The organism is Flavobacterium agrisoli (assembly GCF_016522065.1).
Classification (GTDB): domain Bacteria; phylum Bacteroidota; class Bacteroidia; order Flavobacteriales; family Flavobacteriaceae; genus Flavobacterium; species Flavobacterium agrisoli.
This window is the reverse complement of sequence record NZ_JAEHFV010000004.1, coordinates 286,066-308,996: the sequence shown is the minus strand read 5'-3', so window position 1 is coordinate 308,996 and position 22,931 is coordinate 286,066. Positions and strand designations below refer to the sequence as shown.

Annotated in this window: 21 protein-coding genes; 10 read left to right on the top strand and 11 right to left on the bottom strand. The window is 34.6% G+C overall.

All coding sequences use genetic code 11. The features are described 5' to 3' along the window. Positions 1 to 609: 609 nt before the first annotated feature. From thrS to I5M07_RS11765, 5 genes are all read left to right on the top strand, one after another. Positions 610 to 2,556: a threonine--tRNA ligase gene (gene thrS, locus I5M07_RS11785; protein ID WP_200106635.1), complete on the top strand. Its 1,947-nt coding sequence runs from the start codon at positions 610 to 612 to the stop codon at positions 2,554 to 2,556. 77 nt (positions 2,557 to 2,633) lie between these two features. Then, positions 2,634 to 3,131, top strand: a complete 498-nt coding sequence (gene infC, locus I5M07_RS11780) for a translation initiation factor IF-3 (protein WP_317191328.1) — start codon at positions 2,634 to 2,636, stop codon at positions 3,129 to 3,131. 134 nt (positions 3,132 to 3,265) lie between these two features. Beyond that, complete coding sequence (gene rpmI / locus I5M07_RS11775) at positions 3,266 to 3,463, top strand: 50S ribosomal protein L35 (RefSeq protein WP_200106634.1); 198 nt, start codon at positions 3,266 to 3,268, stop codon at positions 3,461 to 3,463. Between the two features lie 180 nt (positions 3,464 to 3,643). Next, the gene (rplT, locus tag I5M07_RS11770; protein WP_200106633.1) at positions 3,644 to 3,988 is read left to right on the top strand and encodes a 50S ribosomal protein L20; all 345 of its coding nucleotides are present in this window, start codon (positions 3,644 to 3,646) and stop codon (positions 3,986 to 3,988) included. A 232-nt stretch (positions 3,989 to 4,220) separates the two neighbouring features. Continuing rightward, positions 4,221 to 4,820, top strand: coding sequence for a nitroreductase family protein (locus I5M07_RS11765; RefSeq protein WP_200106632.1), 600 nt, complete (start codon positions 4,221 to 4,223; stop codon positions 4,818 to 4,820). 168 nt (positions 4,821 to 4,988) lie between these two features. Here the strand turns inward: I5M07_RS11765 and I5M07_RS11760 are convergent, their stop codons facing one another. Then, complete coding sequence (locus tag I5M07_RS11760) at positions 4,989 to 5,978, bottom strand: helix-turn-helix transcriptional regulator (RefSeq protein ID WP_200106631.1); 990 nt, start codon at positions 5,976 to 5,978, stop codon at positions 4,989 to 4,991. A 113-nt stretch (positions 5,979 to 6,091) separates the two neighbouring features. Here I5M07_RS11760 and I5M07_RS11755 point away from each other — a divergent pair, with 113 nt between their 5' ends. The 3 genes from I5M07_RS11755 (at position 6,092) to I5M07_RS11745 (ending at position 10,361) form a co-directional block, all read left to right on the top strand. Next, on the top strand, positions 6,092 to 8,476 hold the full coding sequence (locus I5M07_RS11755) for a TonB-dependent receptor plug domain-containing protein (protein ID WP_233622049.1): 2,385 nt from the start codon (positions 6,092 to 6,094) through the stop codon (positions 8,474 to 8,476). 25 nt (positions 8,477 to 8,501) lie between these two features. Beyond that, complete coding sequence (locus tag I5M07_RS11750) at positions 8,502 to 9,761, top strand: hypothetical protein (RefSeq protein ID WP_200106630.1); 1,260 nt, start codon at positions 8,502 to 8,504, stop codon at positions 9,759 to 9,761. Between the two features lie 351 nt (positions 9,762 to 10,112). Then, complete coding sequence (locus tag I5M07_RS11745) at positions 10,113 to 10,361, top strand: hypothetical protein (protein ID WP_200106629.1); 249 nt, start codon at positions 10,113 to 10,115, stop codon at positions 10,359 to 10,361. 9 nt (positions 10,362 to 10,370) lie between these two features. On the opposite strand, the gene I5M07_RS11740 is transcribed toward I5M07_RS11745, so the two are convergent. Continuing rightward, positions 10,371 to 11,555, bottom strand: a complete 1,185-nt coding sequence (locus I5M07_RS11740) for an asparagine synthetase B (RefSeq protein WP_233622047.1) — start codon at positions 11,553 to 11,555, stop codon at positions 10,371 to 10,373. 286 nt (positions 11,556 to 11,841) lie between these two features. Between I5M07_RS11740 and I5M07_RS16055 the strand changes: the two genes are divergently transcribed. Next, positions 11,842 to 11,967, top strand: coding sequence for a hypothetical protein (locus I5M07_RS16055; protein WP_262894777.1), 126 nt, complete (start codon positions 11,842 to 11,844; stop codon positions 11,965 to 11,967). Between the two features lie 5 nt (positions 11,968 to 11,972). Here I5M07_RS16055 and I5M07_RS11735 read toward each other — a convergent pair whose 3' ends face one another. From I5M07_RS11735 to tgt, 9 genes are all read right to left on the bottom strand, one after another. Further along, on the bottom strand, positions 11,973 to 12,638 hold the full coding sequence (locus I5M07_RS11735) for a response regulator transcription factor (RefSeq protein WP_200106627.1): 666 nt from the start codon (positions 12,636 to 12,638) through the stop codon (positions 11,973 to 11,975). A gap of 133 nt (positions 12,639 to 12,771) precedes the next feature. After that, positions 12,772 to 13,554 (bottom strand): sensor histidine kinase, encoded by a 783-nt coding sequence (locus tag I5M07_RS11730; RefSeq protein WP_200106626.1) that lies wholly within the window; start codon positions 13,552 to 13,554, stop codon positions 12,772 to 12,774. 1,601 nt (positions 13,555 to 15,155) lie between these two features. After that, the gene (locus tag I5M07_RS11725; protein ID WP_200106625.1) at positions 15,156 to 15,512 is read right to left on the bottom strand and encodes a hypothetical protein; all 357 of its coding nucleotides are present in this window, start codon (positions 15,510 to 15,512) and stop codon (positions 15,156 to 15,158) included. 284 nt (positions 15,513 to 15,796) lie between these two features. After that, positions 15,797 to 16,186: a hypothetical protein gene (locus I5M07_RS11720; RefSeq protein WP_200106624.1), complete on the bottom strand. Its 390-nt coding sequence runs from the start codon at positions 16,184 to 16,186 to the stop codon at positions 15,797 to 15,799. 116 nt (positions 16,187 to 16,302) lie between these two features. After that, positions 16,303 to 17,847 carry a replicative DNA helicase gene (gene dnaB, locus I5M07_RS11715; RefSeq protein WP_200106623.1) on the bottom strand — a complete coding sequence of 515 codons (1,545 nt, stop codon included), beginning with the start codon at positions 17,845 to 17,847 and terminating at the stop codon, positions 16,303 to 16,305. 143 nt (positions 17,848 to 17,990) lie between these two features. Beyond that, positions 17,991 to 18,944 (bottom strand): acetyl-CoA carboxylase carboxyltransferase subunit alpha, encoded by a 954-nt coding sequence (locus I5M07_RS11710; RefSeq protein ID WP_200106622.1) that lies wholly within the window; start codon positions 18,942 to 18,944, stop codon positions 17,991 to 17,993. A gap of 103 nt (positions 18,945 to 19,047) precedes the next feature. Beyond that, a complete protein-coding gene (locus tag I5M07_RS11705; RefSeq protein ID WP_200106621.1) occupies positions 19,048 to 19,947 on the bottom strand; it encodes a DMT family transporter in 900 nt (299 codons plus the stop codon). Then, positions 19,934 to 21,022, bottom strand: coding sequence for an LptF/LptG family permease (locus I5M07_RS11700; RefSeq protein ID WP_200106620.1), 1,089 nt, complete (start codon positions 21,020 to 21,022; stop codon positions 19,934 to 19,936). Before I5M07_RS11700 ends, I5M07_RS11705 begins: the two co-directional genes overlap by 14 nt. A gap of 58 nt (positions 21,023 to 21,080) precedes the next feature. Further along, positions 21,081 to 22,211, bottom strand: a complete 1,131-nt coding sequence (gene tgt / locus I5M07_RS11695) for a tRNA guanosine(34) transglycosylase Tgt (RefSeq protein WP_200106619.1) — start codon at positions 22,209 to 22,211, stop codon at positions 21,081 to 21,083. Positions 22,212 to 22,450: 239 nt separating this feature from the next. Between tgt and I5M07_RS11690 the strand changes: the two genes are divergently transcribed. Continuing rightward, positions 22,451 to 22,762: a hypothetical protein gene (locus tag I5M07_RS11690; protein ID WP_200106618.1), complete on the top strand. Its 312-nt coding sequence runs from the start codon at positions 22,451 to 22,453 to the stop codon at positions 22,760 to 22,762. The last annotated feature ends 169 nt before the right edge of the window (positions 22,763 to 22,931 follow it).

Below are 22,931 nucleotides of genomic sequence, written 5' to 3'. Positions count from 1 at the left end.
AAAGTAGACACTTTATTCAATTAAACAAGCCTTTTTTTATTCTTTTTTTAATAGTCGCTTAATACAAATACTTAACTTGCTATACCTGCATTACTTACAACCTAACTTTTTTTAAAAGTTTTTGTGTTACCTCTGTTTTTATAGTATTCTAGATTCTGAAAAAGGTGTTTTACTATGCTTGATTGTTGCTTTTGAGGTAGGAGAAAATTATTCATGCTTTATTTTGGTGAGCTGTGAATGGTGAATGGTGAGTTGTCGGTTTTGGGTGGTGGGAATGGTTATTGGTTCGGTTTTCGGTTTTTTGAGGCGTTCTAAATTTACCATATACGTTATTAAATAATTCCTGATAAGCTAATATAATGGTTTTAGAGATATGCTTTATTCAATCCCTCATTCTTCGGGATGACATAGAAGGGAGTGATTAGTCCTGAAACAACTATACCGGTTATTAATAAATCCTGTTATAGCTATACCAGTCATCTACTACTTAACTATTCTTCATCATACACTAGTAACGACGTAAAACATTCGGAACTCAAAAAACTAACTACATATATATTGTATGTGTTTTAGTAATAAAGTATATTTGCACTCACAAAATTATAAACAATGATTAAGATTACTTTGCCCGATGGGTCAGTTAGGGAGTTTGCTTCAGGCAGTACTCCAATGGAGGTCGCTAAAAACATTAGCGAAGGTTTTGCTCGAAATGTTATTTCAGCATCTTTTAATGGTACTACTATTGAAACCGAGACTCCTTTAACGACCGATGGTAATCTTATTTTATACACTTGGAATGATGCAGAAGGCAAAAAAGCGTTCTGGCATTCGACTTCGCATGTCATGGCACAAGCCTTAGAAGAACTGTACCCTGGCATCAAATTAACACTTGGACCAGCGATTGCTAACGGATTTTACTATGATGTTGACTTTGAAGATCAAAAAATTTCTGAAGCAGACTTCAAAAAAATTGAAGACCGCATTTTAGAAATCTCAAGAGGGAAACACGAATTTAAAATGCGTCCGGTAACTAAAGCGGAAGCATTAGAACTATACAAAGACAACGTTTACAAAACCGAATTGATTTCGAATTTAGAAGACGGCACCATTACCTTTTGCGATCATGCTACTTTTACCGATTTATGTCGCGGTGGCCACATTCCGAATACCGGCATCATCAAGGCTGTAAAAATAATGAGTGTTGCAGGCGCTTATTGGAGAGGTGACGAGAAAAACAAACAATTGACTCGTGTATACGGAACCTCTTTCCCTAAACAAAAAGACTTAACCGAATATTTAGAACTTTTAGAAGAAGCCAAGCGTCGTGATCACCGCAAGTTAGGCAAGGAATTGGAGTTGTTTGCTTTTTCTCAAAAAGTAGGTCAAGGTTTACCTTTGTGGTTACCAAAAGGGGCAGCTTTACGTGAGCGTTTGGAACAATTTTTAAAGAAAGCCCAAAAAAAAGCCGGTTACGAACAAGTCGTTAGTCCGCATATTGGTCAAAAAGAACTTTATGTAACTTCTGGTCATTATGCTAAATACGGAGCCGACAGCTTTCAACCGATTCATACCCCAGCAGAAGGCGAGGAGTTTTTATTAAAGCCTATGAACTGCCCTCATCACTGCGAGATTTACAATGTTCGACCATGGTCATACAAAGACTTACCTAAGCGTTATGCTGAATTTGGTACTGTTTATCGTTATGAGCAATCGGGCGAATTACATGGTTTGACTCGCGTAAGAGGATTTACTCAAGATGATGCTCATATCTTTTGTACTCCAGAACAACTAGACGAAGAGTTCAAAAAAGTAATTGATTTGGTACTATATGTATTCGGATCGTTAGGGTTTGAAAACTTTACAGCTCAAATTTCTTTACGTGATCAAGAAAACCGAGACAAATATATTGGCACCGATGAAAATTGGGAAAAAGCGGAAAACGCCATCATCAATGCTGCCAAAGACAAAGGATTGAACACCGTTGTAGAATATGGAGAAGCTGCCTTTTACGGTCCGAAGTTGGATTTTATGGTGAAAGATGCTTTAGGAAGACAATGGCAATTGGGTACGATTCAGGTAGATTATAATTTACCCGAACGTTTTGACTTGACTTATAAAGGAGCCGATAACGAATTACATCGTCCGGTGATGATTCACAGAGCCCCATTTGGCTCTATGGAGCGTTTTATCGCCATTTTACTAGAACATACAGCAGGAAACTTCCCATTATGGTTGATGCCTGAGCAAGCTATTATCTTGTCTTTGAGCGAGAAATACGAAAATTATGCTAAAAAAGTTTTAGAATTGCTAGAAAATCACGAAATTCGCGCCCTAATTGACAACCGAAATGAAACTATCGGTAAGAAAATTAGAGATGCAGAAATGCAAAAAGTACCATTTATGTTGATTGTAGGGGAAGAAGAAGAGAAAAACCAAACCATTTCTATTCGTCGCCACGGTCAAGAAGGAAAAGGAAATAGCACTGTTACCATAGAAGCATTTGCTTTGATGGTAGAAGAAGAAATAAAAAAGACATTGAAAGTATTTACTGTTTAACTTAAATTTATAAAGCCATAGCAATAAGAAGCAACAGAGGTCATCAACCTCGAGTAGAAAAAAAAGATGCCCACAGAATAAACAATAATATTCGTGGATTACAAGAAGTAAGACTTGTAGGTGAGAACATTGAGCCTGGAGTTTACAAACTCTCAGAAGCCCTACGTTTAGCCGACGAATTTGAATTGGATTTGGTAGAGATTTCTCCCAATGCCGAGCCGCCTGTTTGTAAAATCATGGACTATAAGAAATTTGTATACGAACAAAAAAAGCGTGACAAAATCTTAAAAGCCAAATCCACGCAAGTAACGATTAAAGAAATTCGATTTGGGCCTCAAACCGACGAGCACGATTACGAATTTAAAAAGAAAAATGCGGAGAAGTTTTTGAAAGAAGGCTCTAAATTAAAGGCATTCGTATTCTTTAAAGGTCGTTCTATCATTTATAAAGATCAGGGACAGATTTTGCTTTTGCGTTTGGCTCAAGATTTAGAGGAATACGGTAAAGTAGAAGCAATGCCCGTACTTGAGGGAAAAAGAATGATTATGTTCATTGCTCCTAAAAAGAAGAAATAAACATTTGCTGTAAGCCATAAGCTTTAAGTTGTAAGCAAAAAGTTTCTTAACCATTTGCCTAAAGCTTATAGCCCAAAGCCTATAGCTTTTTAAAATATAAGTAAGTAAGAATAAATTAAAAAACACTAGGAAAAATGCCTAAAATGAAAACAAAATCTAGCGCCAAGAAACGTTTTAAAGTTACTGGTTCTGGAAAGCTTAAAAGAAAGCATGCTTTTAAAAGTCACATCTTGACTAAAAAATCTAAAAAACGTAAATTGGCTTTGACACACTCAGCGCTAGTTCACAAAACAGATGAAAAAAGCATCAAACAACAATTAAGAATTATCTAATAAGTCCAAAGTTTAAAAGTCATAAAGTTTAAAAGTCAGAAGATGGCTTTCAACATTTGACATTAAGACATTTGACTACAGATTTTCTTTAGGTTAAAAACAAATTTAATAACCTTGGAGTATGGCCATAAGTTCCTTTGATTAAATTCAGGACGCCTGCTACAAAAAAACAATAAAATTATGCCAAGATCGGTAAATTCAGTTGCTAAAAGAGCAAGAAGAAAAAAAATAATGAAGCAAGCCAAAGGTTACTTTGGTAGACGTAAAAACGTTTGGACAGTTGCTAAGAACGCGGTTGAGAAAGCAATGTGCTATGCTTACCGTGATAGAAAACAAAACAAAAGAAATTTCCGTTCTTTATGGATTCAACGTATCAACGCTGGAGCAAGATTGGAAGGAATGTCTTATTCTCAGTTTATGGGGAAAGTTAAGTCTAACGGTATCGAATTGAACCGTAAAGTACTTGCTGATTTAGCAATGAATCACCCAGAGGCTTTCAAAGCAATACTTAATAAAGTAAAATAAACGTTTTATCAACTCAATTTAAATTACTTACTTATACTAGAAAACCCATTCGTACTACGGATGGGTTTTTGCTTTTGGGCTTTAAAGAAGCCTTTCTCCGAAAAACAAGCTTCTTAAGACCTTTATTTTTATGACGTAATTGCATTTTACTTTTAAGAGAAGACCTAGAAAACCGTATTAAAAAGTTTCTGATTTACTACCTTTACCGCCGTTACAAAAAACAAAACATATTATGGAGATTTTAGAATTGATGCAAAAAAGATATACCGCGAAGCAATACAATGCCGAAAAAGCGATTCCGCAAGACAAAATCGAAATCTTAAAAGAAGTGCTCTACCTCTGCCCTTCTTCCATTAATATCCAACCTTGGAAATTTACGTTTGTACAAAATCCGGAAATAAAAGCACAATTAGCCAAAGTATCGATGCACAATGCCGAAAAAGTAACACAAGCTCCGCTTATCATTGTATTTAGCGTAGCCGATGATTTGGATGCTTTTCAAAAAGTAGTGGCTACCGAATTGCCTGAAGCTCGTCAAAAATGGTACAATCAAATTAAAGCAAACACTTCCTCAGCCGATTTAAAACAATGGTTAACACAACAAGTTTATATTGCATTGGGAGTTGCTTTAACAGCTAGTGCCGCTTTGGAACTTGATTCAACTCCTATGGAAGGTATTGAGACCGATCAATACAAAACCATTCTTAATCTTGAAACTTTCCAACCCGTAGTAGCTATGGCGGTAGGTTATGCTGCAGCGGACGACTTTAATCGTATTGAAGTAGCACCTAAATCCAGAAGGGTTAAAGATAATGTAATTGACTGTATTTAAAATTAATTTATCTGTTTACTAAACCTACTCGACCATTTTAGAAAAATGCATAAAGAAAATACTGTGTTTTTTAGCTTTTGTAGATTGAGTGTATTTACTATTTTAAGCAAGATGTGATGACGCTGTTCTTCCTTTTTTTATAAACATTAAAAACTATAGGCGATAGGATCATTTTAATCGCAACTTAATGGGAGAATAGCCGTATATTTTCTTAAACGCAATACTAAAATTAGAAACACTTTTGTATCCTGAAAGCTGGCTAATTTCGAGTACAGAGAGAGTAGTATCCGTTAAATATTTCCGCGCTTTGTTCATTCTGATGTCTTGTAGATAGCCAAAAACCGTGTCGTTATAAATAGCTTTAAACCCCTCTTTGAGTTTAGTTTGATTGATTCCTACTTTTCGTGAGAGTTCTAGAATAGTAAACGGATTATCTATATGATCTCGTATTAATTGAGCAGCGAAATGAATTTTTTCTACATCCGCATTAGACCAAAGAGTAATTTCCTTTTCCGTTTCTAAATTATAGTGACACAAGGCGATAAGCTCATAAACTTTAGATTCGATATATATTTTACGAGTAAGTCCTTTATAAAAACAATTCTTTATATCCTGCATTACTGCATAAATATTAGCGGTCACCTTTATTTCTTGATTGGCTAAGGCTGCGCTTAAGTTATGCTCAATACTACTTAAAAAATGGTCCATAATTGCTGATTCTCCTGCATATTGGTTTAGCAAACTTACAGGCAAATGAACATCAAAAGTGTTGTATACCACATTTTTTTTAAAGTCAATTTTGGCATAATTATCTTCCGCGGTTAGGTAGGTGATATTTCCCGACATTGGAGCAGCAAACTCTTTTGCCGACCCTGGATTGATAAATCCGATTTTATGATTGGATAGGTTGAAATGTAATTCTAATAAAGCCGCTTCTCCTCTACCCGAAATGGTCACATCGTCTTGTAATTGGTATTTTCCTTGAAAAATAGATAATTCATCTGTAACAGACTGTTCGTTAAAGAAAATAGCGCCTTTGGGCGTCGCATACTTTACTGCTTTAATTTCATCTACCACCACATTTGGTTGATGTAGCCCCTCATTTTCATCCACTACTAAAAACTCCGAAAAATCATTTGAATCGATTTTAAATGCCATCTCTTAAACTTCTAAATTCATAATTAAAACTTCCATATTCATAAATCGGCTTCGGTGATTTCAAATACATTTGCAATGCAAATTTAATTTATAATAAGTTTAAATAAAAATATTTGATTACTCGAATCACATTTCTTTTCATAGCCTTGTTTGGTTGGTGCTTAGCCCATGCCTGCCCTGTATCTATAAATGTTCAAGATAAAAATGGCAAACCAATATCGGGCATAACCCTATTAATTAATTCTAAAATTCTAGCCGTAAGTTCTAGTTCAGGAGTCGTTCAACTTGATTTGGATGAAGGTAATCATAGTATTGAACTTGTAAAAGACAATCAGACACTCTTAAAAGAGGCTCTTGTTGTAACATGCGGCCAAAAAAATCATTTTACCTACCACATTCCAGTCTATATAGAAAAATCCGATAAATTAAATGAGGTTGTCATACACAATAAAAGCATCAAACAAGAAATTGAAGAATCACCCTTTTCGGTATCCGTCATCGACTTTAAAAAACAATACGACAAAGCCGGCGATGTTGGCGATTACTTGAATAGAGCCTCTGGTGTCAAATTGCGTACAGATGGTAATATTGGATCGGCCGTACAAATTAATTTAGGTGGTTTACAAGGAAAAGCGGTCCGTATATTTAAAGACGGCATTCCAATTGAATTATTTGGACATGGATTCAGTTTGGGTACCATACCGCTAAACATGCTTGACCGTGTTGAAATTTACAAAGGTGTAATGCCTATTTATTTGGCGTCCGATGCTCTTGGAGGTGGAATTAATTTGGTTACACGAACTTCAAACAAAAATTTTTGTGAAGCCTCATATGAATTAGTCTCTTTTAATACCCATCGAGCCACGGTTAATTTTTTCTTACAAAACAAAAACAACTTTTATGGTGGTATTAACGGAACATTTAATTATTCCGACAACAATTATAAAGTAAATGTACCCATACAAAATGATGCTGCTGTTGAAGAATATAGCGATGTAAAACGTTTTCACGACATGACTCGCTCTAAATATGTTGAGGCATTTATTGGGCTAAAAGATAAAACGTGGGCAGATGACTTGCGTTTCACCTTAATTTATTCGGATTTTTATAAGCAAATTCAGAATGATGCCAACATGGTGAATGTATACGGAAAACCGTTTTCTTATGAAACGAATTTTACTGGAATGGTTCATTACAAAAAACGTTTTTTTGACGATAAGCTAAAAGTCAACCTCTTAACCAACTATAGCCATTTTAATACCAAATTTATTGATACTGCAACGGTACGTTACAATTGGAAAGGCGCAATCATTGCCGAAAATATGCAACCAGGCGAGATTAGAGCTGGTAATAATCAACATTTACATTATGATTTTGTATCATCTAGGCTGAATGCTGAATACGAATTATCTGATTATAATTTTTTAGAATTTAGCGAATTGTATTACTACCAACGCCGAAAAGGAAGCGATCCACTTGGAGCTGTTTCGGTAATAGAAAATGTAGATGTACTCACCATTCCAGCTACATATCAAAAAAACAATTTGGCCTTGGCTTGGCGATCACTGTGGCAAAATACTCGATTAGAAAGTATCTTGGCTGCTAAATTTTATCAATATCAAACCGAAGGATTTACCACCGACAATTATGGTTTTGCTTGGAAATCTTCCAAAAACGACCAGCAATTTGGTTATTTGGGCGCTTTAAAATGGCAAAAAGAAAGTACATTACTTAAGTTATCTTACGAATACGCAACCCGTTTACCTGATGAATTTGAGATTTTTGGCGATGCACGCATGGTTAAGGAAAATTTAGATTTGAATCCTGAAAAAAGTCACAATGTCAATTTAAATGGTCAATATACCCTTACTCAAGCTAATAGTAGTGTTACTTTTTCGGCCAATTTATTTTATCGAAAAGTAAAAGATATTATTTTCTTGCAACTCGATATTCCGTTTAATCGTTACATCAATTACGAGAAATCGAATATCAAAGGTTTAGAAATCGAAACCAACTATATAGTAAACAAATGGCTAACTACCGGTTTCAACATGACCTATCAAGATATTCGCAGGGTAGGAATAGAAGAATCGGCTTTCAAATATTTAAACGATTCTAGAGTACCCAACATTCCGTATTTGTTTGGAAACCTGTGGGTAAATACAACTTTTACAAGCATATTCAATAAAACAGACCAAGTCAATTTCACTTGGAATGCTAATTATACCCATCGTTTTTTTCTAGTTCCGATTCCTAAAAGTCAGGAACCCGGATTATTTGAACCTGTGAAAGAGTTTCAGACCTCTTTGATTATACCGAAAGATGGTCGCTTGGGTCAATTTTCGAATGATTTGGGACTTTACTATCATTTTGCAGACAAAAAAACCACACTTTCGGCTGAATGTCGAAATGTGGGAAATGTAAAATTGTACGATAATTTCAATGTGCAACGTCCCGGAAGATCATTCCATTTCAAAATTGTATATCAACTATTTTAATATAATTTAATACATCCACTTAATTATGAAAAGAAATAATTCATTTCGATCAGCACTTACCGGATTAGCCGCTTGCATCTTCTTATTTTCTTGTAGTAGCGAAAACGATTCAAAAGAAGAAATCACTCCAGATGACACCTTACCAAAAAATGAAACTTGGGTTATTTATAACGGAGCCGCAAACTGGAGCGGTGGTATCTATGCTTTAAAAGACAACAAGTCAAGAGAAATTAATTTGGCTGGATTGCCATTTTTACAAGTAGCTTCTTCGTTAGGAGGAAGAAATTTAGGTGATATGCTTTACAAAGTAAATGATGTTACCAACACCAAACAAGGAATTAACAGAATGGGTATTGATGCTACTGGTAAAATAGTAGATTTGGGATTTTTACCATCACAATCCAATGCATACGAAACCAATTTCTTGGTAGCAAGTGCTACTGAAGGTTTCTATTGGGATAAAGTTCGCGGTGGTTTGAAATTGCAAAAATTCAACCCAACAACTATGGAAAGAACCGGAGAAATTGATTTTTCATCATTATCAGAAGGACAGCCATTAGAATCTATTGGTCAATTAATCATTGCCAAAAGAGATGATAAATTGTATTTGGATTTGTTATGCGGAACAAAAGAAGGTAACAACTGGCAAGTAACACCTCCTGTTAAAGAAGTTGCGATAGCGGTTTACAATTTGACTACAAACAAAATTGAAAATGTTACCCGAATTGGTGGTACTACCAATTTAGGTGTATTCATTGATCATGTTTTATGGAGTTTAGACGAGGTAACAAAAGACTTGTATTTTGCTACTGTTGGAGATATGAAAACACAACCAACGGATTATTCATCTAAAATTCTTAGAATTAAAAGCGGTCAAACTACTTTTGATACCGAGTTTGAATTGGATATCAAATCGTACCAGTTTCCTGCAGAGTTTAATCGTTTGTTTGCTTACAATAATAAAATTTACACTACCATACCTTCTAGAGCGGTATCGTATTATGGTGGTGGTCAACATGGCGTGAAATATAGAAGTGATGTTTGGTATTGGAATGAAATAGACGTTGCCACTAAAAAAGCAACTCGTTTGGATATGCCTGCAGATAATTTCTACACCACCCAAAATCCATTTTTCCATAATGGAGAAATCTATTTCTTATCAAACAATACTTCAGAAGGGTTTTCTGGTGTAATGCAATACAATCCTGCTACTAAAGTTACCAAAGAAACTTTCCGTTTAAAAGAAAGCGGAAGAATCCAAGGATTTAATATTATTACCAACTAATTTTAAATCAAAATTGAATATCAAAACAGAAGTCACGTTAGCGTGGCTTCTGTTTTTTTTTGATAGCAATCTCATTTAATATAAAAATCCCAAAAGTAGCACTACTATATAGTTCTATTAATTTTTAAAACCATTACACTTATTCTCTCAAAAAAAATCAGTACATCGATTTTATAAATTTTCACATGAAATAAATCCGTTTTTATTTTTTAAGAATAACACCTTTCGGCATTTGAGAAACAAATCCACAAAACAACGCATATTAAATGAATTGAGATAAAAGCTAATTTACGGTTTTCCGTAAAAAAGGGTAATTGTTTTGATTTATTTTTGTTTAAAAGAACTGTTGTTATGCCTCTTCCAAAACACTCCTTCGTAACTAAATTTAGACCTATTCTGCTAAAATTAAGTTCGGATAAAGCAAAAATTATTTACAAAACGATATTACTCACCTTTTTTTTATCCTACTTTGTGGCTTTTATCTGCGCACAAATTGGCATTCTTGAAATTGATTGGCAATTGCTTTATCTACCAGCATTATTGGTTTTGCAAATCATCATTATTGGGCATGCCATTAAAAACCGCTATAAAAAAAACTAACTTTTCTTTTTAGGTTTTAAGGTGTTTTTTGCGAGCAGCTGGGAACAATACGTTATTTAATATTAAACGGTAGCCGGGTGAATTAGGATGCAAATCTAAAACCGTTGGAGGATCACCTACTTTGTGCTGAAAATCTTCAGGATCGTGTCCGCCAAAAAACGTAAACATTCCTTTTCCTTTTTCGCCGTGAATGTAACGGGCCTCTCCGTTTAATTCGCAAGCACCCATAACCAATACATTCGATTTGACTACATCAGGATTAAAGGAGGTAGTTTGCCCCATGAATCCTTTAACTAATTGGGTATGGTTTTGACACAACATACTCGGAATAGGATCCCATTTGGCCGAAAATTCCATTAACGTAAAATAATCTTTATCCATCGGGATGTGCCTTTGCCCTGTCATATCAATATTTGAAAACTCGTATTGTTCCGGACGGCGTTCTAAGGTAAAATCTTTGAAAGCAAAACTATTGGCATATTGCAACTTTGATTGGTAATTCGGTTCACTAGCATCCCCATCAAACATGGCTTCGCAAATATCAACACCATCGGCTGCTAAGGCAATATCAAAACTATCCGTAGCCGAACACATGGCAAACATAAAGCCTCCACCTACTACAAAATCTCTAATTTTTTTGGCAACAGCACCTTTCTCTACCGAAACTTTCCCGTAACCTAATTGTTTGGCCAAACTTTCCGCTTCTTGTTTTTGTTCCAAGTACCAAGGCGTATTTTTATAAGCGGCATAAAATTTTCCGTATTGACCTGTAAAATCTTCATGGTGCAAATGCAACCAATCGTACATAACCAATTGGTCGGTTAACACTTCGGTATCATAAATTTCGGTAAACGGAATTTCGGCATAGGTTAAAACTAAGGTAACGGCATCATCCCAAGGCTGTTTCCCTTTGGGAGTGTACACGGCAATTTTTGGAGCTTTTTCTAATACTACTGCTTCCATATTTTGCGATGGACTTGCAATTTCTTCTAAAATAGTATTGGCTTGATCATCTGAAAGCAATTCAAAGCTTACTCCACGAATATGGCATTCTTTTCTAATATTGGCCGCATCTGGTAGTAAAAAAGAACCACCTCGGTAATTGAGTAACCAACTAGCTTTATATTGGTTAGTTAAACACCAATAGGTAATACCATACGCCTTTAAATGATTTTGTTGTGAGGTTTCGTCCATGGGCAACAAAATAAAAGACGCTCTTAGAGACGTAATTGACAGAATAAAGAAAACAACTAAAAAAAATCGTTTGAACATAGTACAACTATTTGTTCTCAAAGATAAAAAAGTTATGGTAGAAGCTTTAGAAAAGCTCTTTTAATTACCTTATTTATTTACATCGTTTACCATCTCAAAAATGAAATTTTAACAATTCGATTCTTAAAATCACGTAAAACCACGCAGTGACAAAAAAAAAATTTGCAGTAGGTTTGTGTAACGAATAACCAATTAAAAAACTATTGTCATGAACACCGAAAACTACAACAATCAACCAAAAGGGTTGAGCCTACTTAAAAAAATTGGGGTTGGAATCCTTATTTTAATGATTATCGTATACTACGTACTCTCTATTCGTTTTTTACTGAGCTAAACTCATTAAAAATCAATCAAAGTAATTTTGTTTTGAATAGCAAAAACCACCAAACCGGCAATATTTTTGGAGTCGGTTTTTAATAATAGATTCGTTCGATGCCCCTCGACGGTTCTAGGACTAATGCAAAGAATTTCGGCAATTTGAGCTGTATTTTTTTGTTCACAAATGAGTTGTAAAACTTCAATTTCACGGGGCGATAAAAATCCCGCATCTAATTCGCTTTTTGTTGTTTTATTTTTGAGCTCAATTTCTTTTACAATTTTAAGCACTCTATCGTTATAATAAAATCCTTTATCGGCAACTTCTTTAATAGTTGCAATTAAATCTTCGGGATGTGCATTTTTAAGTATAAAAGAAGCTGCTCCTACATCTAGCATATTGGCAATAAAAGAAGGCGAATCGTAACTGGTTAATGCAATAATTTTAAGATTAGGATATTGTTTTTGCAGAATTTTAGTCGTTTCAACCCCATTTAAAACGGGCATTTTTAAATCAGTTATTACAATATCGGGTAAAGTTGGCGTTGTTTCTAAGTAGTTTAACAATTCACCCCCATTCGAAGCTTCATAAATCACTTCAAGATTTTCGTCACGATTGATCATGAATTTTACGCCCTGACGAAATAAGAGTTCATCATCTACCAAAACAATTGAAATAACGCTTTTCATAATTCTTTTTTGAGGTCTGTAGTTAGGGGTTTTCAAAAAAAATTACAATAAAAACGGATTTGGGACGCGTTCATATTGCATTTGGTTAGCGAAAAGTACAAAAAAATATGAAATAAACTGTCAATTATCAAGACTAAAATGTGAAATAGACGGTAATTCCCTCACCTACAGCCGAATTTATTATTAATTCTCCATTTAAATACTGTACCCTACTGGCCATATTTTTGGTTCCCAGTCCTTTTTGATGCGTCGCCTTATTAACATCAAAACCAACACCGTTATCGTGGTAGTGGCAACAATAGCCTTCTTTGGTTTTATCTATTTTAATTTTGACTTTAGATGCTTTTCCGTGGCGAACCGAGTTGTTTAATAATTCTTGCAAGATTCGAAATACATGCAAATCGCGATTTAAATCTTGTTCGATGATCGTTTCTTGAATAAAATCTATTATTAGTGTTTTTCCCGATTCAAACTCGAGACACAATTCACGAATTCCGGCTTCCAATCCGAATTTTTCTAACACTGGCGGAAGCAGGTTGTGTGCAATTTTACGTGAATTTTCGAGTGCTTTGTTGTTTAGGGTAATGATATTATTGGTAATTTCTTCGAGTTCGTGAGGGAGCAAATTGGGTGTTTTTAACAAATGCCCATTTAAACCTACCACATTTAACTTGGAGCTAATATCATCGTGTAAATCTTGCGCAATTCGTTTTCGTTCCTCTTCTTGCGTTACAATAACTGCTTTGATTAGTTCGTTTTGCATTTCGATTTCGAGATTTTTTTTCTCCAGTTCCTTATGAATTAACTTTTTACGAGAGAGATAAAAAAAGACAACGAGTAAAATAGCAATGGTCATAAAAAACATCGAAATACATACTATAACGGTCACTACTTCTTTTTCGTAATCTAATGCCATACCATACTAATTTGAAATGAAAATTTTGCTTAAAAATAGTAATAAACAGTAAAGAAAAATAAAAAATTTGGGCTTCAGTTTTAACTTATAAATCAGGAAGTTTTTTGCAACTGAGCTTTTTTTTGAGCAAAACTTACTTTCCACTCATACCAGATTAAAAGATAATATATAATAATTAAAAGTGAATTAATCCGCCATGTAAAAAACTTATACTCATTACTCCATGAATTGGTGATGTTAGCCGATAAATAAATAACTTCACTAGCGCATACATACATTAATAAACCCATAGAAAAATTAAAATATTCCTTATTCCTAGTTAATTTACTGTAAAAAAAGGCATAAATCAAGATAAGAATTGACAATGAACTTAGGGTTATGATACTGAGATTCGTTTGAAAAACAAATTGAAAATCATAACTAAAAAACAGGATTGCATACAGTATATTTACTCCCAAAATCCAGTTACACAGTTTTTTTTTGAATGGCAAACTAAACTGACTTTTATAAAACAAGCTGATTATAATTACCTGACCTATAAAAAAAGTATTTCCCAAAAAAAGATTCTCTTTCCCTAACAGATACATTAACTCCATTGAAAATTGCATCGCGGTACAAAAAAACAAATAGGCAATAAAAAAAGCATTGCCTTTCTTTTTGAAAAAAAAGGAAATGCTGTATAAAATCAGGTTAAGTACTAAAATGCCATAACCCGTATAAATCAACACATCATCTATCATGTAAAAGTAATTCTTATAATTGTAAACCTAATTACACGGTATTTAAAAAATTAAAAACAACTATTTAATTCTTCAAGGTTTTTTGAGCAAAACTTACTTTCCATTCGTAGAGAATGAAAAGATAATACACTACAAGCAATCCTGCATTTATGGTCCAAGTAAGAAACTGTAATTCGTTACTCCAGCTATTCGTAATATTTGCTGTTAGATAAAAAACAGTACTTGAAAACAAGTATAATAACAATCCTATTGTGAAATGATAATACAATTTAGTACTTGTTAACTGATTTAATAGATGCATACTTGCAATTACAATAATCGATAAAGAAGTAATCGTTATTATACTCAAATTGAATTCAAAAAAATATTTAAAGTTTAAACCAAAAAAGCACAAAAAATACAATATATTAAAGAGTAAGATATAATTTGTAATTTTTTTTTGAATTGAAAAAGATAAGATACTTTTGAAAAAAAGAGCTAATAAAATCATTTGACCCACAAAGAAAACATTTACCAAATACACATTGTTCTTTATATGTAGCTTATACATTATTTCCATTACAATCTGCAAAACTGTAGCAAACCCCAAGTAAATTAGGAAAAAAGCATTAACCGTCTTCTTTCGAAAATAGCTAATGCCAAATAAAATAAAATTTATAGTTAATATAAAGTAACTACAATAAAGTAAAAAATCATACATAATATAATTTTATTAGACTTTCAGGGTCATAAGCACATAAAAACTTAATATGCAATTGTATACATTACTACCTTATTCATAGTTCACTGATAATCATTTAATTTTACAAAAAAAGAAAATATACTACGGGTAATATATTGTTAAACCTAACTAAATGCTATTTAATTCTTCAACGTTTTTTTAACATAACTTACTTTCCATTCGTAGAGAAAAAACAATTGGTACATAACTGTTAAAGCCGCATTTAAAGTCCAAGTAATCATTTTAACATCTTTACTTAAATTTGCTGTAAGATTTCCAAAAATAAAAAGTATAGTACTGCTAAGTAAATAAATCAACAATCCTAGATTTACAAAATAAAATTCTCTTTTACTTTCTAACATATTATAGGAATGCATTAACATGTATACAATTAATAACGAATTAGTTATGAGAATTTCAAATAAATTGAATTTATCGATTAAATCAGGTTGTACAATATATTGTATAAAGAAAATAAGCAAAGTTATTGCCAACATAATTTTAACAAACAATTGTTGTTTCTTATTTTTTAATAATTGCAAATAAAAAAAACTTAGGATTAAAAACTGCCCTAGAAAATAAACATGAGACAAAAAAAGGTTGTTTTGCTTTAAGAAATAGGTGTAAATAACTGCTCCCATTTGAACGGCACATAACATTAACAAATACATAGTAAATATCCTATATGACTTACTATTTGAGAAGTATTTAAAAATGTATAAAACGCTATTTGCAATCAAAAGAAAATACCCAAAATTGACTAGATATTCACGCATTGAGACTACTGATTCATTGGACTTTCATCATCTCCTGTTCCTGGTGGGTTAGGTTCATTGAAATCATAAATATCACCTTCAGAATCCGTTAAAGCTTTTGTTTCGTTAGCTGTATATCCCTTTATAAGATCACGGTAAATTCCTTTATCATCTTTACGTGTCCCCACTAACATAATTGTTTGCAAACCTTCGTCATTAACACCAATATACGCACGAGCAGCATCAATATCTTCCGCCAAAAGTTTTTCTAAACTGTATTTAGGTATTAAAAAAGAGTCAATTTTTTTTCCAGAAACCATTAATTCACCCTTAGAATCTTTCCATTTCTTAACCCATTTCTGGGCAATATCTAATGTAATTTCTGTGTCTTTCTCTCTCAATGATTGATTTTCCATAATTTAAATTTAATAGTAGTTAATAAAAATAGTTTTGTTAAAAGAGTTGCTAAAGTAAAGATTTTAAAGAATCATACAACCTTATAGTAAAATAAATGCAACTGAGGCTTTAAATTTTAAAAAGGCACATCGCTATCGTCGTAATCATCATTTAAATTGCTACCAAAGGCTTCGTTAACAGATGGCAGGTTTTTGGTGATGAACGGATTATCATCCAAATTCATTTTAGACGGTAAATCATCAAAGCCACCAGTGAAATCTTCGAGGTTATCAAATTTACCCAAATGCCCCAAGAATTTCAAACGTATGTTTTCGAGTCCACCGTTACGGTGTTTCGCAATAATGAATTCCGCCTGACCTTGAGTTGGTGATTGCTCATCGTCGTCCCATTCTTCAATTTTATAATATTCGGGGCGGTAAATAAACGAAACAATATCGGCATCCTGCTCAATTGCACCCGATTCACGAAGGTCGGACAACAAAGGTCTTTTGCTAGAGCCACGTGTTTCTACCGCACGCGAAAGCTGCGATAAGGCAATTACCGGAACGTTTAGCTCTTTGGCCAATGCTTTTAGGTTTCGGGAAATGGTTGAAATTTCTTGCTCACGGTTTCCTCCTCCTTTACCATTACCACCGGCTGTCATCAATTGCAAATAATCAATAATAATTAATTTGATACCATGTTGCGAAGCCAAACGACGGCATTTTGCCCGTAAGTCAAATATGGAAAGCGAGGGTGTATCGTCTATAAAAAGAGGCGCCCTTTCTAGGTCTTTTACTTTGGTGCTCAGTTGTTCCCATTCGTGTTTTTCAAGTTTTCCGGTACGCAATTTTTCAGAAGACAAACCCGTTTCTGACGAAATTAAACGCGTAATTAACTGTACCGAGGCCATCTCTAGCGAAAATACTGCCACAGGGTGTCCAAAATCAATAGCTACATTTCGAGCCATGGATAGTACAAAAGCCGTTTTACCCATACCCGGACGCGCTGCAATAATAATCAAATCGGAAGGTTGCCAACCCGAGGTTACTTGGTCTAATTTTTCGAAACCTGTTGCCACCCCACTCAAGCCTTCTTTTCCGGCAATTTCTTCGATACGCTTTTTGGCTTGTAATACCAAACTTTGTGCTGTTTCAGAACTTCGTTTGATGTTTCCTTGTGTGACTTCGTATAATTTGGATTCGGCTTGATCGAGCAAATCAAAAACATCGGTGGTTTCGTCGTAGGATTGTTCGATGATTTCGGACGAAATTCGAATCAAACTACGTTGAATGAATTTTTGTAAAATAATACGCGAGTGAAACTCGATATGGGCAGAAGAAGCCACTTTTTGCGTAAGTTGAATCAGGTAAAAATCGCCACCAGCGAGTTCTAATTTTCCATTTTTTTTCAACTGACTCGAAACCGTTAATAAGTCAATAGGCTGGGTTTCGGTAAAAAGCTGCAATATGGCTTCGAATATGTGTTTGTGTGCCTCTTTGTAAAAGGCATCGGGTTGTAAAATATCAATTACATCATCTACCCCTTTTTTATCAATCATCATCGCACCCAACACAGCCTCTTCTAAATCAAGTACTTGCGGTGGTAGTTTTCCTTTTTCTAAATTAATAATTGTAGTTTTATCTACCTTAACAGGGTTTATATTTTTGAAATTTTCCATTTAGCGAAAATAACAAAAATTAAAAAAAAACACCCATTGAGTTATTAGAATAAATTGTTTATAAACTACATTTTTTTGTTCATAAGTCAAAAAAAATCCGAAACAAGACTGTTTCGGATTTTGATATGATAAGAACAAAAGCTTTACTCTTTGTATTCGCCCATGTTTGAATATTTATCCATGCGTTGCGCGATTAAATCAGCTGTTGATAAATCTTTTAATTCGGCGTATGCTTTGTTGATATATTTTATAACCGTTGCAAAAGTGGTTTCTCTGTCAAAATGTGCTCCTCCTAGCGGTTCAGGAATAACATCATCTACCAATTTTTGTTTCTTCATATCCGAAGAAGTCAATTTTAAGGCATCGGCAGCTTTTTCTTTATATTCCCAACTTTTCCATAAGATTGACGAGCACGATTCTGGCGAAATTACCGAATACCAGGTGTTTTCAAGCATGTACACGCGGTCACCTACTCCAATTCCTAAAGCACCACCCGAAGCACCTTCGCCTACAATAATGGTAATGATAGGCACTTGTAAACGAACCATTTCGAAAATATTACGTGCAATGGCTTCCCCTTGACCTCTTTCTTCCGCTTCTAAACCAGGATATGCTCCAGGAGTATCGACAAAAGTAACAACTGGAATACCGAATTTTTCGGCCATTTTCATCAAACGCAAGGCTTTACGATACCCTTCTGGATTGGCCATTCCGAAATTACGGTACTGACGTGTTTTGGTATTGAATCCTTTTTGTTGCCCGATAATCATGTACGATTGACCGTCGATTTTTCCTAAACCACCCACCATCGCTTTGTCGTCTTTAAAACTACGATCGCCATGTAACTCTAAAAAAGTATCTCCGCAAATGGCTTTGATATAATCCAGTGTATACGGACGGTTTGGATGTCTTGACAATTGTACGCGTTGCCAAGCCGTTAGGTTTTTATATATGCTTTTTTTAGTTTCTTCTAACTTTTTGTTGATTTGTTTACAAGTAGGCGTTACATCAACATCCGATTCTTTTCCAATGACAACACACTTTTCTAATTGCTCCTCTAACTCTTTTATCGGAAGCTCAAAATCTAAATATTCCATAGGATTTTTGAATTTGTATTTTTAATTCGAACCGCAAATATAAAAATATTATATCGTTTGGCACGTTTAATTTTTGATTTAAGTTAAGCAATACCTATTTGATTTAGACCTGCACTTTTAGGTTTGCTTGATTACTATAGTGTTTGATGACGCCGTTTAAAATAACTGTAGCTACAATAATAAGCGCTCCAAAATAAAATTCGGTGCTCATTTTTTCTTTTTCTCCAATGATAAAATAAGCCAAAATGATGCCGTATACAGGTTCTAAATTCGTAGTTAACATCACGGTATAAGGCGTTAATTTTTGCATCACTTTTACCGAAGCTGTAAAAGCATAGGCTGTACAAACCGAAGACAGTACTAATAATAATACCCAATTATTAGTTCCCATATCAAAAATTTGCCAATTGAGTTTGTTTTGCCACAGCAAGTAGATTGAAATAAAAACTACACCCGCGCCAAATTCGTAAACCGTAATAACCGTTGAATCGTGCTGGGTAATCATTTTGCCGTTTAATAAGGTAAACAAAACCCCTAAAATAATAGAAGCCAAGGCATAATATACCCCTTGCAAATAATGCACTTCGACTTGCATTATCATGGCCAACCCTGCAATGATTATGAGTCCAAAAAAAACTTCGTACCAAAGCACTTTTCTTCCGTAAAACAAGGGCTCCAGCAAAGAGGCAAAAAAAGCACCCAAGGAAAAAACCGACAAGGTTATGGAAACATTTGAAACATGAATGGCTTTAAAAAAGAAAATCCAGTGTAAGGCAATGAGCAAGCCAATAAAAATTAATTTTAAGGCCGCCTTTGTAGACACCCCAAATGATTTTCGTTTGGTTAAGATGAAAGCCGCTAAAAACAGTGCCGCAAAAAGCATGCGAAACCACACCAAAACCTCAGCATCAATGGTAATTAAAGCGCCCAAAACAGCGGTAAATCCCCAAATAAAAACAATTAAATGGAGGTTTAAATAACTTTTTAATTTATCGTTTTGCATTACGTAGTAGGTAATATCCTAAAATAGTGTATAAAATATTAGGCAGCCAGACGGCTAATAAAGGCGAAAAGGTTGATTTTTCGGCTAATGTTCCGAAGATTTTATCGAAGAACACATAAGAAAAGGCGATGGCAATTCCGATGGCAAGGTTCATTCCCATTCCGCCACGTCTTTTCATTGAGGAAACCGATACGGCGATTAAAGTCAGAATAAAAGCCGAAACCGGAATACTGAATTTTTTATAAAAAACCACCAAATAGGTGTTGATATCCGACGATCCTCTTTCTTTTTCCTTCTCGATAAACTCGACTAATTTCCCAAAATTTAAGGTTTCGGCAATGTAAACTACCGGTGTTAAATCTTCTAAATCAAAGCTAAACTTGGCCTTTTTTTCGGGTACACGCTCAATTTTATCGTTTAATTTCCCCACAGTTCGTTTGGTATAATCGTATAACGTGTAGGTACTGTCTTTGGGATTCCATTTGATACGACTGGCTACAATTTTATAATCCAATTGATCACCATTGAATTTTTCTAAGGTAAAATTATAAGCCGTTTCGGTGGTTTCGTTGTAACTGTTTACAAAAATGAATTCGTCGTCGCTAATTTGTCGGTAAACATTGGTATTATCGCCCCGCATTGCTTGTTTACCTCCTCCTTTTAAATAGGTATATCGAAAACTATTGAAGCCTTCACTAGCCGAAGGGACAATAAAAAAGCCCATCAGCAAAACAAAAACCGAAACAATAGTCGCTCCAATAATATAAGGTCTAAGAAAACGTGTGAATGAAATTCCGGAACTTAAAATAGCAATTACCTCGGTGTTGTTTGCCAGTTTGGATGTAAACCAGATTACCGATAAAAACAAAAATATCGGGAATAACAAATTGGCAAAATAAACCGTAAAGTTGTAATAATAAATAGCAATATCGACGAACGGAATTTCGTTTTCGATCATCTTGTTTACCTTTTCGGAAACGTCGATCACGATTCCGATGGGAATAAACATAAACAACATCACGGTAAACGTGGCCAGATATCGTTTTAAAATGTACCTATCTATTATCGTCAGCATTCTAGAGTTGAAGTTAGAGGTTAGAGGTTAGAGGTTCTATTCAAACCTCTTTTTACCTTTATAATCGTTGGCTCATGTTTTTGACCATCATTTCTTTCCACGGTCTGAAATCGCCCGCAATAATGTGTTTTCGGGCTTCGCGAACCAACCACATGTAAAATCCAAGGTTGTGAATGGTTGCAATTTGTTTCCCAAGGTATTCGTTAGCAGCAAATAAATGGCGTAAATACGCTTTGGTATATTCGGTATCTACAAAAGTGTGTCCCATTTCATCAATAGGCGAAAAATCGGCTTCCCACTTTTTGTTTTTAATATTGATAGTCCCGTTAGCCGTAAACAACATTCCGTTTCGTGCATTTCGGGTTGGCATCACACAATCAAACATATCGATTCCTAATGCTATATTTTCTAAAATATTGATTGGTGTTCCAACGCCCATTAAATAACGTGGTTTGTCTTCTGGCAAAATTTCACAAACCACTTCGGTCATGGCGTACATTTCTTCGGCTGGTTCTCCAACTGATAAACCACCAATAGCATTTCCTTGTTGACCCGAATTGGCAATATATTCCGCCGACTGACGACGCAAATCTTTATAGGTACTTCCTTGTACAATCGGGAAAAAAGTTTGTTCGTAACCGTATTTATAAGGCACTTTTTCAAGGTGATTGATACAACGATCTAGCCAACGATGTGTCATGTGCATCGAACGTTGTGCATAACGGTAATCACACGGATACGGCGTACATTCGTCGAAAGCCATGATGATATCGGCACCAATGGTACGCTGAATTTCCATTACATTTTCAGGAGTAAAAAAGTGGTAGGAGCCATCTATATGCGACTTAAACTTCACCCCTTCTTCTTTTATTTTTCGGTTATTGGAAAGCGAATAGACTTGATACCCACCCGAGTCGGTCAAAATATTTCGATCCCAATTCATGAATTTATGCAAACCACCCGCTTTTTCGAGAATTTCGGTTTGCGGACGTAAATACAAATGGTAGGTATTTCCTAAAATAATATCGGGGTTGATTTCCTCTTTTAATTCGCGTTGGTGTACCCCTTTTACTGAAGCTACCGTACCTACGGGCATAAAAATAGGTGTTTCAATCACGCCATGATCGGTGGTAATGCTTCCTGCTCTTGCTTTTGACAAGGGGTCTTTTTGTACTAAATCAAACTTCATAATGTCGCTGTTTCTCCCTTCTAATTGGGTTGACAAAGATAGTTTAATTTGAAAATTACCGAATTAGAATAGTCGAAATTTTACACTTCTTTTAAGATAGTCTAACGGGTTCCTGCAAACTATAGAACTTCTGCCCTAAAACCTATAACATACAAACCTCTTTTAAGCCTTACTTTTATCAAAACAGTTAGGTATTTATATAGTACTAGACTGCTATTTTAATTTTAAAAAATAACATCATGAAAAATAAAAACAACACTCCGGAAAAAGAAGAAGAAATCAAGGAAAACTTAGATGAAATGCAATATCCTTCAACCGAAGATATTTTTCATCGGGGCAACAAAGTCGATACGGTAGACCCGAATAAAATTCCGAATAATCCCGACTTGCAACAGAAAGAAGGCGAATGGAATGAAAACACTTTCAACATTGAAAAAGATGATTCCTTAGGAAGTGATTTGGATGTACCAGGCGCCGAACTCGACGACCAACAAGAAAAGATTGGCAGCGAGGATGAAGAAAATAATTTTTACAGTCGCGGTGACAACTAGTGTATTCTTAAAACTATTTTGTATTAAAAGTCTTGTAATTACAGGGCTTTTTTTATGGTTAAAAGTTGTTGGTTAAAAACCTTCACCCTAAAACCCCTACCTACTCAAAACAATCCTATTTTTTTCATTTTATTTTTATTTTAGTCAAAAAGACTGCTAAATCACAATT

What these genes read in the sequence shown, in the direction of transcription:
- thrS (WP_200106635.1), top strand. Translation starts at nt 610, where the DNA reads ATGATTAAGATTACTTTGCCCGATGGGTCAGTTAGGGAGTTTGCTTCA.
- rpmI (WP_200106634.1), top strand. Translation starts at nt 3,266, where the DNA reads ATGCCTAAAATGAAAACAAAATCTAGCGCCAAGAAACGTTTTAAAGTT.
- rplT (WP_200106633.1), top strand. Translation starts at nt 3,644, where the DNA reads ATGCCAAGATCGGTAAATTCAGTTGCTAAAAGAGCAAGAAGAAAAAAA.
- I5M07_RS11765 (WP_200106632.1), top strand. Translation starts at nt 4,221, where the DNA reads ATGGAGATTTTAGAATTGATGCAAAAAAGATATACCGCGAAGCAATAC.
- I5M07_RS11760 (WP_200106631.1), bottom strand. Translation starts at nt 5,978, where the DNA reads ATGGCATTTAAAATCGATTCAAATGATTTTTCGGAGTTTTTAGTAGTG.
- I5M07_RS11750 (WP_200106630.1), top strand. Translation starts at nt 8,502, where the DNA reads ATGAAAAGAAATAATTCATTTCGATCAGCACTTACCGGATTAGCCGCT.
- I5M07_RS11745 (WP_200106629.1), top strand. Translation starts at nt 10,113, where the DNA reads ATGCCTCTTCCAAAACACTCCTTCGTAACTAAATTTAGACCTATTCTG.
- I5M07_RS11740 (WP_233622047.1), bottom strand. Translation starts at nt 11,555, where the DNA reads ATGGACGAAACCTCACAACAAAATCATTTAAAGGCGTATGGTATTACC.
- I5M07_RS16055 (WP_262894777.1), top strand. Translation starts at nt 11,842, where the DNA reads ATGAACACCGAAAACTACAACAATCAACCAAAAGGGTTGAGCCTACTT.
- I5M07_RS11735 (WP_200106627.1), bottom strand. Translation starts at nt 12,638, where the DNA reads ATGAAAAGCGTTATTTCAATTGTTTTGGTAGATGATGAACTCTTATTT.
- I5M07_RS11730 (WP_200106626.1), bottom strand. Translation starts at nt 13,554, where the DNA reads ATGGCATTAGATTACGAAAAAGAAGTAGTGACCGTTATAGTATGTATT.
- I5M07_RS11725 (WP_200106625.1), bottom strand. Translation starts at nt 15,512, where the DNA reads ATGTTGGCAATAACTTTGCTTATTTTCTTTATACAATATATTGTACAA.
- I5M07_RS11720 (WP_200106624.1), bottom strand. Translation starts at nt 16,186, where the DNA reads ATGGAAAATCAATCATTGAGAGAGAAAGACACAGAAATTACATTAGAT.
- dnaB (WP_200106623.1), bottom strand. Translation starts at nt 17,847, where the DNA reads ATGGAAAATTTCAAAAATATAAACCCTGTTAAGGTAGATAAAACTACA.
- I5M07_RS11710 (WP_200106622.1), bottom strand. Translation starts at nt 18,944, where the DNA reads ATGGAATATTTAGATTTTGAGCTTCCGATAAAAGAGTTAGAGGAGCAA.
- I5M07_RS11705 (WP_200106621.1), bottom strand. Translation starts at nt 19,947, where the DNA reads ATGCAAAACGATAAATTAAAAAGTTATTTAAACCTCCATTTAATTGTT.
- I5M07_RS11700 (WP_200106620.1), bottom strand. Translation starts at nt 21,022, where the DNA reads ATGCTGACGATAATAGATAGGTACATTTTAAAACGATATCTGGCCACG.
- tgt (WP_200106619.1), bottom strand. Translation starts at nt 22,211, where the DNA reads ATGAAGTTTGATTTAGTACAAAAAGACCCCTTGTCAAAAGCAAGAGCA.
- I5M07_RS11690 (WP_200106618.1), top strand. Translation starts at nt 22,451, where the DNA reads ATGAAAAATAAAAACAACACTCCGGAAAAAGAAGAAGAAATCAAGGAA.